This is a genomic window from Saccharopolyspora sp. NPDC002376 (genome assembly GCF_053593195.1).
Window position 1 is genome coordinate 26,158 of the sequence record NZ_JBSFBZ010000031.1, and the last position, 14,351, is coordinate 40,508.

Annotated in this window: 13 protein-coding genes; 5 read left to right on the forward strand and 8 right to left on the reverse strand. The window is 69.8% G+C overall.

Annotated elements, in window-relative coordinates; genetic code table 11:
* Positions 1-217: 217 nt before the first annotated feature.
* The gene (locus ACWCO2_RS21045) at positions 218-928 is read left to right on the forward strand and encodes a GH25 family lysozyme (RefSeq protein WP_450129444.1); all 711 of its coding nucleotides are present in this window, start codon (positions 218-220) and stop codon (positions 926-928) included.
* A gap of 68 nt (positions 929-996) precedes the next feature.
* On the opposite strand, the gene ACWCO2_RS21050 is transcribed toward ACWCO2_RS21045, so the two are convergent.
* Positions 997-2,142 carry an LCP family protein gene (locus ACWCO2_RS21050; RefSeq protein WP_450129445.1) on the reverse strand — a complete coding sequence of 382 codons (1,146 nt, stop codon included), beginning with the start codon at positions 2,140-2,142 and terminating at the stop codon, positions 997-999.
* Positions 2,143-2,316: 174 nt separating this feature from the next.
* The gene (locus ACWCO2_RS21055; RefSeq protein WP_450129446.1) at positions 2,317-3,573 is read right to left on the reverse strand and encodes an aspartate aminotransferase family protein; all 1,257 of its coding nucleotides are present in this window, start codon (positions 3,571-3,573) and stop codon (positions 2,317-2,319) included.
* Positions 3,574-3,676: 103 nt separating this feature from the next.
* Here ACWCO2_RS21055 and ACWCO2_RS21060 point away from each other — a divergent pair, with 103 nt between their 5' ends.
* Positions 3,677-5,158 (forward strand): NAD-dependent succinate-semialdehyde dehydrogenase, encoded by a 1,482-nt coding sequence (locus ACWCO2_RS21060; RefSeq protein WP_450129447.1) that lies wholly within the window; start codon positions 3,677-3,679, stop codon positions 5,156-5,158.
* Between the two features lie 63 nt (positions 5,159-5,221).
* On the opposite strand, the gene ACWCO2_RS21065 is transcribed toward ACWCO2_RS21060, so the two are convergent.
* From ACWCO2_RS21065 to ACWCO2_RS21080, 4 genes are all read right to left on the reverse strand, one after another.
* Positions 5,222-5,914 carry a GntR family transcriptional regulator gene (locus ACWCO2_RS21065; RefSeq protein ID WP_450129448.1) on the reverse strand — a complete coding sequence of 231 codons (693 nt, stop codon included), beginning with the start codon at positions 5,912-5,914 and terminating at the stop codon, positions 5,222-5,224.
* Positions 5,877-6,677, reverse strand: coding sequence for a maleate cis-trans isomerase family protein (locus ACWCO2_RS21070; protein ID WP_450129449.1), 801 nt, complete (start codon positions 6,675-6,677; stop codon positions 5,877-5,879). The genes ACWCO2_RS21065 and ACWCO2_RS21070 overlap by 38 nt, the downstream gene beginning before the upstream one ends.
* A gap of 119 nt (positions 6,678-6,796) precedes the next feature.
* Positions 6,797-7,555 carry a maleate cis-trans isomerase family protein gene (locus ACWCO2_RS21075; protein WP_450129450.1) on the reverse strand — a complete coding sequence of 253 codons (759 nt, stop codon included), beginning with the start codon at positions 7,553-7,555 and terminating at the stop codon, positions 6,797-6,799.
* 13 nt (positions 7,556-7,568) lie between these two features.
* Positions 7,569-8,063 (reverse strand): DUF3830 family protein, encoded by a 495-nt coding sequence (locus ACWCO2_RS21080; RefSeq protein WP_450129451.1) that lies wholly within the window; start codon positions 8,061-8,063, stop codon positions 7,569-7,571.
* Between the two features lie 263 nt (positions 8,064-8,326).
* Between ACWCO2_RS21080 and ACWCO2_RS21085 the strand changes: the two genes are divergently transcribed.
* Positions 8,327-9,304: a D-2-hydroxyacid dehydrogenase gene (locus ACWCO2_RS21085; RefSeq protein WP_450129452.1), complete on the forward strand. Its 978-nt coding sequence runs from the start codon at positions 8,327-8,329 to the stop codon at positions 9,302-9,304.
* A gap of 1 nt (position 9,305) precedes the next feature.
* Positions 9,306-10,709, forward strand: a complete 1,404-nt coding sequence (locus ACWCO2_RS21090) for an amidase (protein ID WP_450129453.1) — start codon at positions 9,306-9,308, stop codon at positions 10,707-10,709.
* A gap of 55 nt (positions 10,710-10,764) precedes the next feature.
* Here the strand turns inward: ACWCO2_RS21090 and ACWCO2_RS21095 are convergent, their stop codons facing one another.
* Positions 10,765-11,679, reverse strand: coding sequence for a YeiH family protein (locus ACWCO2_RS21095; protein WP_450129500.1), 915 nt, complete (start codon positions 11,677-11,679; stop codon positions 10,765-10,767).
* A gap of 224 nt (positions 11,680-11,903) precedes the next feature.
* Here ACWCO2_RS21095 and ACWCO2_RS21100 point away from each other — a divergent pair, with 224 nt between their 5' ends.
* Positions 11,904-12,803 (forward strand): LysR family transcriptional regulator, encoded by a 900-nt coding sequence (locus ACWCO2_RS21100; RefSeq protein WP_450129454.1) that lies wholly within the window; start codon positions 11,904-11,906, stop codon positions 12,801-12,803.
* A 13-nt stretch (positions 12,804-12,816) separates the two neighbouring features.
* Here the strand turns inward: ACWCO2_RS21100 and ACWCO2_RS21105 are convergent, their stop codons facing one another.
* On the reverse strand, positions 12,817-14,256 hold the full coding sequence (locus tag ACWCO2_RS21105; protein ID WP_450129455.1) for an aldehyde dehydrogenase family protein: 1,440 nt from the start codon (positions 14,254-14,256) through the stop codon (positions 12,817-12,819).
* Positions 14,257-14,351: the final 95 nt, after the last annotated feature.

Consider the following 14,351-nt stretch of genomic DNA (forward strand, 5'->3'; position numbering starts at 1 on the left):
TCCCCGCCGGTCCAACGGCCCGGCTCCGCTCGACGACGAGTTCCGTGTCGGTGAGGAGGCGAGTTCAGTGCGATGTTCGTTCGGTAAGAGCCCCCGGCGTTTCCGGTTCCCCAGCCGTCCACGTAGGACACCTGCCCTACTGGCCGCGTTGGTCACCGCGGCCACCTTGTCCACCGGTGTCGCCCACGCCGCACCGGAGAACACCAGAAGTGCCCCGATGCTCGATCCGCATGATCCCAACGGTGCCTGGGCGGGTTACAGCCTCCCCGGCTCCCGCAGTGGTGCACCTCCACAACTGCCCGCAGGCGCGCTGTCCGGAATGGACGTCAGCGGTCACCAGGGCGATGTGGACTGGCCGGCCGCGTGGGCCGGCGGCGCCCGGTTCGCCTACGTCAAGGCCACCGAAGGTACCGGGTTCCGCAGCGGCAGCTTCAACCAGCAGTACGACGGTTCGCACGCGGTCGGCATGGTCCGCGGCGCCTACCACTTCGGACTGCCCGATCGCTCCAACGGCGCCCAGCAGGCCAACTTCTTCGTGGACAACGGCGGCGGTTGGAACGACGGTGGTCGGACCTTGCCGGGTGCCCTGGACATCGAGACCAACCCGTACGGCGATCCCTGCTACGGGCTCGATCCGCATGCGATGTCGGTCTGGATCGCCGACTTCTCCAACACCTACCACCATCGCACCGGGCGCTTCCCGGTCATCTACACCACCACCCGATGGTGGAACGGCTGCACCGGAGCCAACCCCGACTTCGCCGAGAACAATCCGCTGTGGATCGCCCGCTACGGCCCGCAGATCGGTGATCTGCCCGCCGGGTGGGACTTCCAGAGCATCTGGCAGTACAGCGACCGAGGTCAGCTGCCTGGTGGGCAGGACAGCTTCAACGGAAACACCAAGCAGTTGCAGCGTTTCGCCTCCTGATCGTCCCTCCCAACGGCGATGTGGCCCGCTCCCGAAGTTCCGGGGGCGGGCCACATCGTGTCCGGTCACTACTTCTCGAGCAGGTCCGGCGGGATCGGCTGATCCTTGGCGATCGCGTCGAACATCCGCGAGGCACCGTCAGAGTCCCAGACGATGACCGAGCCTCCGTTGGAGTCCCGTCCGAAACGACCGAACGGCACGCTGGTGGTCACGCCCTCGCCGCCGCTGATGTCGCCGAGCGCCATCGCCAGCGAGGCCAGGTGCCACAGGTGGTCGCTGTCGTTGACCAGGAACGTCTTGCTCGCACCCGAGGCCAGCGGGAACAGCCGGAACGGGTTGAGCAGTGTGGCCGGGCTGGTGGCCTGCTTGACCAGTGCGCCCAGCAGCTTGCGCTGGTTCTCCGCCCGCTCGAGGTCACCGCCCTGGAGCGAGTAACGAGCCCGGACGAAGCCCAGCGCGTTCGGGCCGTCCAGCGTCTGGCAGCCGGCCTGCAGGTGGACGTTGGCCATGTCGTCGTTCATCGGCTGGTCCAGACACATGTCCACGCCACCGACGGCGTCGACCAGGTCGGCGAACCCTCCGAAGCCGATCTCGGCGTAGTGGTCGATGTGCACCCCGGTGGCCTGCTCCACGGTCTGCGACAGCAGCTGCGGGCCGCCGAAGGAGAAGGCAGCGTTGAGCTTGGTCTTGCCGTGACCGGGAATGGGCACGTACGAGTCGCGGGGCAGGCTGATCATCGCCGGCTGGCCGCCACCGCTGGGAATGTGCACCAGCATCATGGTGTCGGTGCGGCGCCCACCGGCGTCACCGGCGGAGAGCTGCTCGCGCTGCGCGTCGTCGAGGCCTTCGCGGCTGTCGGAGCCCACCAGCAGCCAGTTGGTGCCCGCGGAGTCAGGCGCCTGGCCCTCGAAGTCCAGGGCTGCGGTGCGCTGCAGCGTGCTGTCGAAGTAGATCACCAGGCCGCCCAGCAGCAGCAACAGCACGACCAGCGTGATGCCGATGCGCCGTCCCCACCGCTTCTCCTTCCGCGGTGGGCGGCGACGTGGTGGTTCGTCCATCGGCGGCCGGGGGTTCCGCCGCGGTGGCGGAGGAGGCGGAGGACGTCGGCCTGGCGGCGGTCCGTCCGGTCTACTGCTCCCGCCGTAGTAGTCGTACCTGCCGCCGCCCTGCGGCCTCCGGCCTCTCGGCTGTTGCCCAGCCGACCAGTCGCTCATGCTCACACCTGCGTCGGTTCAATGCGGGCGTCCCGCGCACTCGATCGTTGGCGTGCAGCATTCCAGACGACCGGCCGCGGGGCAGCCCCCGCTATCGAACGGTGACCAGAGCGCCGGTGTTTCGGCTGGTGGTGGGCGCGAGTCGCAGCTCACACCCATCACCGACGCCGCTGGTCAGCCGGCGACGGCCGCAGCGACCGCCTCGCCCCAGAGCCCGACGGCTTCGTCGACCTGGTCGGCGGTGACGATCAGCGGCGGGATCATCCGCACCACGTTGCCGTGCGGACCGCAGGTCAGCAGCAGCAGTCCACGTTCGGCGGCGGCCGCGTGCGCCCGAGCCGCCGTGGCGGGGTCTGGCGTGCCGTCGCCGCTGGTGAACTCGTTGGCCACCATCAGGCCGAGGCCGCGCACCTCGCCGATCACCGGGTGGTTCGAGGCAACGCCGCGCAGCCCGTCGCGCAGCCGCTGGCCCTGTTCGGCGGCGTTCTCCACGAGCTTCTCCTCGCGCACCACGTCCAGGGTGGCGATCGCCGCGGCGGCGGCCACCGCGTTGCCGCCGTAGGTGCCGCCCTGCGAGCCCGGCCACGCCCGGCTCATCAGCTCGTCCGGTGCCGCGATGGCCGACAGCGGGAATCCGCTGGCCAGGCCCTTGGCGGTGATCAGGATGTCGGGGCGGATCCCGGCGTGGTCGTGGCCCCAGAACCGGCCGGTGCGCCCAACGCCGGTCTGCACCTCGTCGACGATGAGCAGGATCCCGTGGCGGTCGGCGCGTTCGCGCAGGCCGGTGAGGAACTCCGGTGGTGCGGGCAGGTAGCCGCCCTCGCCCAGGACCGGTTCGATGATGATCGCCGCGGTGTCGCGCGGGGAGCTGACGGTGACCAAGAGCTGGTCGAACTCCGCTAGCGCGTAGCGCACGGCATCGGCCTCGCTGCAGCGGTGCCGGTAGGGCTCGGGGAACGGGGTGAACGCCACGCCGGGCATCATCGGGCCGATCCCGGCGCGCACCTTCGTGCCGGAGCTGGTCAGCGCCCCGGCGCCCATCGTGCGGCCGTGGAAGCCGCCCTGGAAGGCCACGATGTTCTGCCGTCCGGTGGCCTGCCGCGCCAGCCGCACCGCGGCCTCGACGGCCTCGCTGCCGGAGTTGACGTAGAACAGCCGGTCCAGACCCGTTGGCAGGACTTCACCGAGCCGTTCGGTGAGTTCGAGCAGCGGGCGGTGCATGACTGTCGTGTACTGGCCGTGGATCAGGGTGCCCACCTGGCGCTGGGCCGCCTCGACCACGCGCGGGTGGCAGTGCCCGGTGCTGGTGACCCCGATGCCGGCGGTGAAGTCCAGGTACCGCCGGTCCTGCTCGTCGTAGAGGTAAATCCCTTCGCCGCGGGCGGCCAGGACCGGCGTGGCCTGCTTGAGCGCTGGCGAGAGCTCAGCCATGATCGACTCCAAGCGTTGTGAAAATGTAGGATTGTCGACAATCTCGCGTGTTATGCAACCATTACCGAGCGTCGCTGTCCACTTTCGAGCCGGAAGGCGTGCCATGACCATTTCCGTCCAACAGCACCCCCGAGAGGCCACCGTCGTCGACGCCGCTCCCAAGCAGCTGCTCATCGGCGGCAAGTGGCGCCCGGCCGACGCCGGCCGCAGCTACGAAGTGGAGGACCCCTCGACCGGCCGGGTGCTGTGCTCGGTGGCCGACGCCTCCCCCGAGGACGGCCTGGCAGCGCTCACCGCCGCGAGCGAGGCGCAGCCGAGCTGGGCCAAGCACCCGCCGCGCGAACGCGGGGAGATCCTGCGCCGGGCCTACGAGCTGATCATGTCCCGGCACGAGGACCTGGCGCTGCTGATGACCCTCGAGATGGGCAAGCCGCTGACCGAGTCGCGCGCCGAGATCACTTACGCCGCGGAGTTCTTCCGCTGGTTCGCCGAGGAAGCGGTGCGCATCGGCGGCGACTACGCGGTGGCCCCCAACGGGGCCGGCCGGTTCCTGGTGATGCGCCAGCCGGTCGGTCCGGCGCTGCTGATCACCCCGTGGAACTTCCCGATGGCGATGGGCACCCGCAAGATCGGTCCGGCCATCGCCGCGGGCTGCACCTCGGTGATCAAGCCCGCCCACCAGACCCCGCTGTCGATGCTGGCGCTCGCCGAGATCCTGCAGGAGGCCGGGCTGCCCGACGGCGTGGTCAACGTGGTCACTTCGCGCAACGCCGGCCAGCTGATGGAGCCGATGATCCGCGACGGCCGGGCCCGCAAGCTGTCGTTCACCGGCTCGACCGCGGTGGGCCGCAAGCTCATCGAGCAGTCCGCTGACCAGGTGCTGCGGGTGTCGATGGAGCTGGGCGGCAACGCGCCGTTCCTGGTCTTCGCCGACGCCGACCTCGACGCCGCGGTCGACGGAGCGATCCTGGCCAAGATGCGCAACGGCGGCGAGGCGTGCACGGCGGCTAACCGGTTCTACGTGCACGCCGACGTCGCCGGGGAGTTCTCCCGGCGGCTCGCCGAGCGGATGGCAGCGATGCAGGTGGGTCGCGGCGTCGCCGAGGACGTGCAGGTGGGGCCGCTGATCGACGGCACCCAGCTGGGCAAGGTCGCCGATCTGGTCGGCGACGCCGTGCAGCGCGGCGCCGAGGTCGTCACCGGTGGTTCGGCCGCGGACGGCGACGGCTACTTCTACCAGCCCACCGTGCTGGCCAACGTGCCGCTGGAGGCGCGGATGAGCCGGGAGGAGATCTTCGGGCCGGTCGCGCCGATCACCACCTTCACCGACGAGCAAGACGTCATCGCACGGGCCAACGACACCGAGTACGGCCTGGTCAGCTACCTCTACACGCGGGACGTGCAGCGCGCGCTGCGGGTGTCGGAGGCGCTGGAGAGCGGCATGGTCGGCCTCAACCAGGGCATCGTGTCCAACCCAGCGGCCCCCTTCGGCGGGGTCAAGCACTCCGGCCTGGGCCGTGAAGGCGGCAAGGTCGGCATCGACGAGTTCCTGGAGACCAAGTACATCGCCATGGGCGGTCTGTGATCCCAAGAAGTTCGGCGGGGCCCTCAGCGTTTGAGGGCTCCGCCGAATTCGTTCAGCGTCCGGTCAGCTCGCCATGGAGCCGTTGAGGCGGTCCAGGGCATCGGTCATGTGGGCTTCGAGGCGCTCGAGGAGGAGCTTCTCGTCGCCGTCCTCGATGGCGTCCACCAGGCCCTTGTGCTCGTCGACCAGCGCCTGGACGTCCGCGTGGTACTTGTCCTGCAGCGCGGTCAGGCAAATCCGCTTCTCCACCAGCAGGGTCTGCGCCATGCGCTGCAGTCGCGCGCTGCCCGAGACGCGCACCAGCGTCTCGTGAAACTCCTGGTCAGCGTCGGCCAGCTCTATCGGGTCGCCTTTGCCCGCAGCCGCGACCATCCGGCTCTGCGCGGCGGTCAGCTCCGCCACCGCCTCCACCCGGTGGTGGCGCACGATCTGCTCGCACGCCGCCCGCTCCACCGCCAGCCGCGCCAGGTAGATGTCCTGGACGTCCTCGGCGTCGAGGTCCATCACGAACAACCCGCGGTGCGGCTCGCTGCGCAGCAGTCCTTCGGCGACCAGCCGCTGCATCGCCTCCCGCAGCGGTCCCCGGCTGACGCCCAGCCTGGCGGCCAGCTCGGCTTCGCCCAACTGGCCGCCAGGTGGCAGCGATCCGTACATGATCGCCGCGCGCAGCTGATCGGCCACGATCGCCGCTGTCGACTTGCGCTGCACCGGCTCTAACTCACCCGGCTGCTGGTTCCGCTCGTCGGTCCCGAGCACCTGACACCATCTCCTCAATCCGGGGAGTCACTGCGCTCCCCGGCTGCTCCCTGCGGAACAGCTCTCCCAATCCGTCGTGCGCCTGCTGAGCCCCTGCCAGCCGCAGCGCCTCCCAGGCGCTGACCTGGTTGGCGGTGAGCACTGGCTTACCCAGCTCCTCCTCCAGCTCGTCCAGCCACGCCGCGGTGTGCAGCGCGGTGTCGGGCATCAGCAGCGCATCGGCCCGGTCGTCGTCGTTGGCCGCGGCGAAGGCCAGCACCTCATCGCGCCCGAGCGTGCCCACCTCGGCGGCGGTGATGATGCCCCGGCTGGACAGCCGCACCACCTCCAGCTCAGCGGCCTGCAGGAACTCCACGAACTTCGCGGCCACATCAGCCGGGTAGGTCGCGGCCACCGCGACCCGCCGCAGCCCCAGCCGCGCCGCGGCGTGCACGAACGCGAAGGAGGTGCTGGAGGTGGGCAGGCCGGTGACGGCCTGCAGCTTCTCCACCTGATCCCGCGCGCCCTGCCGGCCGAAGACGAAGCTGCCCGAGGTGCACGCCCAGATCACCGACTGCACGCCGTGGCCCAGCAGCTCGCGGGCACCTTCGGCCAGCACCTCTTCCGAGCCGATGTCCAGCAGCGCGTCCACCCGGTGGGCGTCCTCGCGCATGAGGGTGTGCACCAGCGGCAGGCGGACGTCATCGCCGAGCAGGCGTTCGAGGGTGGGGTAGTCGTCTTCGGCGCTGTAGCCGGGGTAGAGAATTCCTGCGGTGTGCGGCACCGGGTGCTCCATCCTTCGTCGACGTCGGATTGCCACCGCCGCGAACCTTCAGGCGACCGGTCGATTGTTGACAATGTTACCGCACGGTTCGCCGCGGACATGTGGCCGTGATTCGATCTTTACGCGGCAGGCACGTCCACTGCCTGCATCAATCGCTGCTCGGGCGCTACCGCGTGCAGCCCCATCGCGCGGAGCGCGGCCCAGATGGTGACCTGGTTCGCGGTCAGCACCGGCTTGCCCAGCTCCTGCTCGAGCGGGCCGATGATGTCGTAGGTGGGCAGGTTGGTGCAGCTGATGAACATCGCCTCGGCTTGGGGCCGATCGGCCGAGCGCACGATCTCCACCACCTGCCGGTAGTCGACCTTCCAGATCTGGCCGAGCAGCCCCAACCCCATGCTGGCCACCACCTCGATGCCGTACTCGTAGAGGAAGTCGTGCAGCCGGTCGGTCACGGTAGCCACGTAGGGCGTGGCCACCGCGATCCGACCGATGCCCAGCAGCTGCAGGGCTTGCACCAGCGCACCTGAGGCGGTCACCGCGGCTGGGGCGCCAGCCTGCCGCATCACCTCGATGAGCGTGCGCTCGCCGGTGGCGCCGTTGACGAAGCTGCCGGAGGTGCAGGCGTAGGCCACCACCTCCGGCTCCGGGGTCAGCAGGTCGCGGGTCGCACCGTGCACCGCCGCCTCGTCGGAGACGAGGTTGGCCTGCTCGACGGTCACCGGCACCGGCACGAACGCGGTGCGCGTCAGGTACAGCGACACCTCCGCTGGGGTCCACCGCCACAACTCGCGGTCCAGCGCCAGGTCGAACGGAGCGATCACGCCCACGCCGCGCTGCGGCTGCGGGCCAGGCACCGCACCGAGGAAGTCAGGCGGCATGTCGGCGCTCCCGTCAACTCTCGTAGCGGTCGTAGCGCAAGGTTTCGCCGATGCTGCCCGAGCGCCAGACGTCGTTGCACGCCTCGGCCATCCGGTCCAGGCCCTCGACGATGGTGGCGTAGACGTTGCCCGGCACCCAGCCGACGTCTCCGTTGAGCAGCAGGTTGTTTCGTCCGTAGAAGATCGCCAGGTCGATCACGCCCGGCAGCTCGTGGATGTTCTTCTCCTCCTTGAACGCGCGGTCGAGCATGCCGCCGGGGAAGGAGAAGTAGACGAGATCGCCGGGAATCGGGGTAACCGTGGGGTTCTCCTGGCCGGGCTCGTCAGCGGCGAACCGCGGCACCATCGTGTAGATCTCGTTGCGCGCGTACTTGGCGTGGTGCACCGGCCCGACCTGCGGGAGCGCTTGCCACACCGCCTCGCAGGTCCGGGGCGCGTCCTTGTCCAGCAGTTCGGCCACGCAGGACACGCCGCGCTTTTCCAGCGTGATGGACAGGTACCTGGGCATAGCGATCTTCCGTTCGCAAGGAGTGGGGACCTGTTGACTCATCTCCTCCGGCCCCACCGCGCCCGGTGACCGGGTCGGGTGGAATCACCTCGTCGGCCGAGGATACCCGTGGATTGTTGACAATCCTACGAGAGCTTCCTAGCGTGTCAATGCCTCCGGCCGTGTGTGTTTTCCCAGGCTGGGGCGGGAAATTCAGCGTTGACGCGCCACCCCGCACCGCGTCGCAACCGGCGACCGGTTCCGACAAGCCATAAGGTCGGCACATGATCAACCGCACTACCACCGTCGTGGCCCTGCACGGCGGCACTCCGCCCGCAGAGCTCGAGCGCATCAGCACTTGCGCCGAACTCCGCTACGCCGAAGCCGAGGAGCTGCCCACCGCGGTGGCCGGCGCGGACGTGCTGTTCGTCTGGGACTTCCGCTCTGGGGCGATCCCCGAAGCCTGGCCGCACGCCAATGCGCTGCGCTGGATCCACGCCTCCAGTGCCGGGGTGGACCGCCTGCTGTTCCCCGAGCTGCGCAACTCCGAGGTCGTGCTGACCAACTCCCGCGGCGTCTTCGACCGCCCCATGGCCGAGTACGTCCTGGGCACCGTGCTCACCTTCGCCAAGGACATGCACACCACGCTGCGACTGCAGGACCGCAAGCAGTGGCAGCACCGCGTCACCGAACGCATCGCGGGCAAGAGCGCGCTGGTGGTGGGTACCGGGCCGATCGGGCGGGCCATCGCCCGTCAGCTCACCGCAGCGGGCATGCGCGTCTCCGGAGCCGGGCGGACCGGCCGCTCCGAAGACTCGGACTTCGGCGACGTGCACGCCTCCAGCGACTTGCCGCACGTCATCGGCGCTTTCGACTACGTCGTGCTGGCCGCGCCGCTGACCGAGCAGACCAAGGGGCTGGTGGACGCCGAAACCCTCGCCCACTGCCGCCCCAGCGCGCGGCTGATCAATGTCGGCCGCGGTGAGCTGGTCGTGGAGAGCGACCTCGTCGCCGCGCTGCAGTCCGGCCAACTCGCCGGCGCCGCGCTCGACGTCTTCGAAGCCGAGCCACTGTCGGAGAGTTCGCCGCTGTGGGAGATGCCCAACGTGCTCATCTCCCCGCACATGTCCGGCGACACCGTCGGCTGGGTCGACGAGCTCGTCGACCTGTTCATCACCAACCTGCGCGCCTACGCCGAGGGTGCGCAGCTGAGCAACGTCGTGGACAAGCAGCGGGGATACATCAGCGGAACGGAGAACTGAATTGGCCGACACCCAGCCCGCCGACCTCACGGCTCCCGAACTGCTCGCCGCCTACGCCAGCGGCCAGCTGTCCCCGGTGGAAGCCACCGAGGCCGTCCTGCAGCGCATCACCGAGGCCGATCCGGCTGTCAACGCCTACTGCCTGGTCGATCGCGATCGGGCGGTGCAGCAGGCCCGCGCCTCCGAACAGCGCTGGCAGCGCGGTGAACCCGCGGGGCGGCTGGACGGGGTGCCGACCTCGATCAAGGACATCTTCCTCACCGAGGGCTGGCCGACGCTGCGCGGTTCCCGCACGGTCAACCCCGACCAGCAGTGGAACGTCGACGCACCGACCGTGGCCCGGCTGCGCGAGCACAACGCCGTGTTCGTCGGCAAGACCACTACCCCGGAGCTGGCGTGGAAGGGCGTCACCGACAGCCCGCTGGCCGGCATCACCCGCAACCCGTGGAACCCCGCGCTCACCGCCGGTGGGTCCAGCGGCGGTGCTGCCGCGGCCGTTGCGCTGGGCATGGCGCCGCTGGCCATCGGCACCGACGGCGGCGGATCCGTGCGCATCCCCGCTTCGTTCTGCGGAATCGTCGCGCTCAAGGCCACCTACGGCCGCATCCCCCACTACCCCGCCAGCCCCTACGGAACACTCGCGCACGCCGGGCCGATGACCACCACCGTCACCGAGACCGCGCTGATGCTCGACGTGCTCTCCGAACCCGACGTCCGCGACTGGTCCGCGCTGGAACCGCCCGCCGCGTCCTTCGTGGACGGTCTGGAATCCGGTGTGCGCGGGATGCGCATCGCGGTGAGCCTCGACCTGGGTTTCGACACCGAAGTGCACCCGGAGATCGCCCGGGCCGTCACCGATGCCGCGCGGGTTTTCGAAGAACTCGGTGCCGTGGTGGAACAAGTCGATCCGGGGATCATCGATCCCGTGGCGGACTTCCACGTCCTGTGGTTCGCCGGGGCGGCCAAGTCGATCGAGCACCTCACCGCCGGGCAGCGCGAACTGCTCGACCCGGGTCTGCACGAGATCTGCCAGCAGGGGCTGACCTACTCGGCTCAGGACTACCTGGAGGCCACCAACACGCGCATGCTGCTCGGGCAACGCATGGGTGCGTTCCACCAGACCTACGACCTGCTGCTGACGCCGACCGTGCCGATCCCGCCGTTCGAAGCGGGCTGCGAGGTGCCGCCGGGTTCCACCGAATCTCGTTGGACGAGCTGGACGCCGTTCACCTATCCGTTCAACATGACCCAGCAGCCCGCCGTCAGCATCCCTTGTGGACAGACCGGTGACGGGCTGCCGATCGGGCTGCAGATCGTCGGTCCGCGCCACGCCGACGCGACCATCCTGCGCGCAGCCCGCGCGTTCGAGCAGGCCCGCCCCTGGCAGCGCCCCACTCCCCCGTGAGGCAATGTTGTCGAGCAAGCTGAAAGGCGCCTTCGATCGCGAAGGCGCCTTTCGTTCATGTCAGGGTCAGCGTGGTGACGACGCCGAGAGCCGTCACCAGCAGCGTCGAGCAGGCACCGAGGACGAAGGCCTTGGGGCCGTTGCGCAGCAGCGCCTTGATTCGGACGCCGAACCCGAGGGCGAACAGCGCGCCGGTCAGCAGCACCGTCGTCAGCTGCTTGGCTCCGTCGAGCACCGCCTCCGGCAGCACGCCGGTGCTCCGCACCGCCACCGCGACCAGGAAGCCGAGCACGAACAGCGGCATAATCGGCGGGCGTTTGCCGTCACCGGTGTGGCGTCGCCGTTCGAGCAGGCTGACCAGCGCCACCATCGGCGCCAGCAGCACCACCCGGCTGAGCTTGACCACCACCGCGATCGCCACCGCCGCTGCACCCGCCGGCGAGGCCGCTGCGACCACCTGCGCCACCTCGTGCACGGTGCCCCCGGCGATCCGCCCGGCCTGCTCGGCCGAGAGCCCCATGCCCGCGAACAGCGCCGGCAGCGCGAGCATCGAGATCGTCCCGAACACCGTCACCATCGCCACGCTGGTGGCCACGTCCTCGTCGTCGCGCTCGACCACGCTTTCCATCGCCGCCACCGCCGACGCCCCGCAGATCGAGAACCCGGTCGCCACCAGCATGGACAGGCCCCGCGAGATCCCCAGCAGCCGACCGAGTAACAACGTGCCCACGAAGGTCAACGACACGATCAGCAGCACCGCCACCACGGTGCCCGCACCCAGCCCCAGCACCTCCGTCACCGACAGCTGCAGCCCCAGCAGCACCACGCCGCTGCGCAGCAGCTTCTTCGTCGACCAGGCGACTCCGGCCCGCGCCGACGCTGGGAACCACGGCACGTTGCCCGCCACGATGCCCAGCACCACCGCCACCGTCAGCGCACTGACCGCCGGGATCAAGCCCGTGATCGCCATCGACACCACGATCGCCACGGCCGTCACGACTAGTCCCGGCCACAACGCCGCCAGACCTGCTCGCGGAGGATTCAATGTCTTCGTCACGGCTACAAGGTTCGCCGCCAGCGGCGCCGCGCAGTAGCCGTGATCTACACAGGACGTCATAACCGAATGGAATGTCCAACCAGCATCGAAGCGACCCTCAGCGCGGAAATCGCCACGTAGGTACCTACCCTTGAGGAATGACCCCGCCCGATCCTGAGTCGCTGCGACTGCTCGTGCTGGTCGGCGAGCTCGGCAGCATCAGCGCCGCCGCGGCCGAGCTGCAGGTCAGCCAGCCCTCGGCCAGCAAGCGGCTGAGCCGCCTCGAGCGCCAACTCGGCCTACCGCTGGTGCAACGCACCCGCCAGGGCTGCACGCTCACCGCCGCCGGGGTCATGGTCTGCGACTGGGCCAAACAGGTCCTCGCTCACGTCGACGGCCTGATGAACGGAGTCCGAGCACTACGCGCTCAGCAGCAAGCCACGCTGCGCGTAGCAGCCAGCATGACGATTGCCGAGTACCTGGTCCCCCGCTGGCTCAGCCTACTGCACGTCGCGCTGCCCGACGTGCACGTCGAACTGGACGTCGCCAACTCGGTCGCAGTCGCCGAAGCAGTCCGCCGCGGCGAAGCCGAACTCGGGTTCATCGAATCCCCGACCCCGCCCGACGGCGTCTCGATCCGCTTCGTCACCCGCGATCGCATGGTCGTCGTCGCCCCACCTGAACACCCATGGACCCGGCTGCGCCGACCGCTGACCGCCACCGAACTGGCCGCCACCCCGCTGATCGTGCGCGAACACGGCTCCGGCACCCGCGAAACCCTCTACCGCGCCCTCGCCGAGGTCGGCGCCGGCCCGGTGTCCCCGCTGCTCGAGCTGCGTTCCACCACCGCCGCGCGCAACTCCGTCGTCGCCGGCGCCGGCCCAGCGGTGCTCAGCGTCCTGGCCGTGGCCACCGACCTGACCGAACACCGCCTGGTCGAGATCCCGGTCGCCGACCTCGACCTGCGCCGACCGCTGCACGCCGTCTGGCGAGCCGGCCTCCACCTCACCGGCTCCGCCGCAGCCCTCCTCGCCATCGCCACCCGCGCCGAGGACTGAAACGGGAAGCGGGTCAGTCCTCGTCCCAGGCGGACATGACGTGCTTGATCCGGCTGTACTCCTCCAGGCCGTAGCGGCCGAAGTCGCGGGCCGAGGCCGAATGCTTGAAGCCGCTGTGCGGCATCTCCGTCGCCAGCGGGTGGTGGGTGTTGATCCACACCGTGCCCACCTGCAGACCTCGCGACACCCGCATTGCCCGCGCGTGATCGCGCGTCCACACGCTGGCCACCAGCCCGTAGCGCACCCCGTTGGCCAGCTCCACCGCTTCCTGCTCGGTCTCGAAGCGCTGCACCGTCAGCACAGGGCCAAGGACCTCGTTCTGCACCAGCTCGTCGTCCTGCTCCACCCCGGCGACCACCGTCGCCTCGTGGAAGAACCCCCGCTCCCCCTTGCGACCACCACCGGCCAGCACCTGCGCGTGTTCAGGCAGCCGGGCCAAATGCGCCTGCACCAGCTCCAGCTGGCCGAGGCTGTTCAGCGGACCGAACGCGGCGTCCGGATCCTGCGGCGGCCCCGGACGCATCGCCTCGGCCCACCGCACCAACTCCGCCACCAACTCCTCGTACACACCCGGACCAGCCAGCACGCGGCTCGCCGCAGTGCAGCTCTGCCCGGCGTTGCCGAACGCTGCCGCCGCGATCTTCCGAGCTGCCCGCGCCACGTCGGCGTCGTCGAACACCACCGCTGGAGCTTTGCCGCCCAGCTGCAGGTGCGCGCGCTTGAGATCGGCCGCTGCAGAACCTGCGACCTCCATGCCTGAGCGCACCGTGCCGGTGATCGAGAACATCCCCGGCACCTCGTGCGCCACCATCGCGCGGCCGCTGTCCCGATCACCGCAGATCAGGTTGAGCACACCCGGCGGTAGCTGCTCTCCCGCGATCTCGGCCAGCAGCGCCGAGCTGACCGGCGTGGTCTCTGCCGGCTTGAGCACCACGGTGTTGCCCACGGCCAGCGCCGGAGCGAACTTCGCCGCCGCCAGCAGCAGCGGATGCGTCCAGGACGTGACCTGCGCGCACACCCCGATCGGCTCACGGCGGGAGAACGAGGTCATCCCCGGCTGGTACTCACCACCGGCCCCGTCCTCCTGCACGCGCGCCGCCCCGGCGTAGAAACGGATCAGGTCCACCGCCATCGGAAGCTCGTCATCTCGGACCACCGACCAGGGCTTTCCGGTGTTGCGGCACTCCGCCAGCACCAGCTCCTCGGCTCGGTCCTCCACCGCGTCGGCGACCTCCAGCAGCATCTGCTGCCGCTGCCTCGGTGTGGTCGACGACCAGGACTCGAACGCCGACGCCGCCACCGACATCGCCGCGTCCACGTCCATCCAGCGGGTCAGCGGACTGCTGCCGTACTCCTCGCCCGTGCTCGGGTCGACCAGCGGCAAGGTCTCCCCCGCCAGGGTCTGCGAGGATTCGCCGCCGACGAAGTTGTGCAGTTCCAGCGCTGCGGTCAAGGACAACCTCCATCGCTGGGTCGGCCGCCGTTGGCCGACCGGGTGGCCACGTCCGCCACCCGACCCTATCCGCACAACCACGCCGGTGGTGCTCA

Bases quoted from the DNA above. Each gene is read 5' to 3' on its own strand.
- ACWCO2_RS21045 (WP_450129444.1), top strand. From the start codon at position 218: ATGCTCGATCCGCATGATCCCAACGGTGCCTGGGCGGGTTACAGCCTC.
- ACWCO2_RS21050 (WP_450129445.1), bottom strand. From the start codon at position 2,142: ATGAGCGACTGGTCGGCTGGGCAACAGCCGAGAGGCCGGAGGCCGCAG.
- ACWCO2_RS21055 (WP_450129446.1), bottom strand. From the start codon at position 3,573: ATGGCTGAGCTCTCGCCAGCGCTCAAGCAGGCCACGCCGGTCCTGGCC.
- ACWCO2_RS21060 (WP_450129447.1), top strand. From the start codon at position 3,677: ATGACCATTTCCGTCCAACAGCACCCCCGAGAGGCCACCGTCGTCGAC.
- ACWCO2_RS21075 (WP_450129450.1), bottom strand. From the start codon at position 7,555: ATGCCGCCTGACTTCCTCGGTGCGGTGCCTGGCCCGCAGCCGCAGCGC.
- ACWCO2_RS21080 (WP_450129451.1), bottom strand. From the start codon at position 8,063: ATGCCCAGGTACCTGTCCATCACGCTGGAAAAGCGCGGCGTGTCCTGC.
- ACWCO2_RS21085 (WP_450129452.1), top strand. From the start codon at position 8,327: ATGATCAACCGCACTACCACCGTCGTGGCCCTGCACGGCGGCACTCCG.
- ACWCO2_RS21095 (WP_450129500.1), bottom strand. From the start codon at position 11,679: ATGGCGATCACGGGCTTGATCCCGGCGGTCAGTGCGCTGACGGTGGCG.
- ACWCO2_RS21100 (WP_450129454.1), top strand. From the start codon at position 11,904: ATGACCCCGCCCGATCCTGAGTCGCTGCGACTGCTCGTGCTGGTCGGC.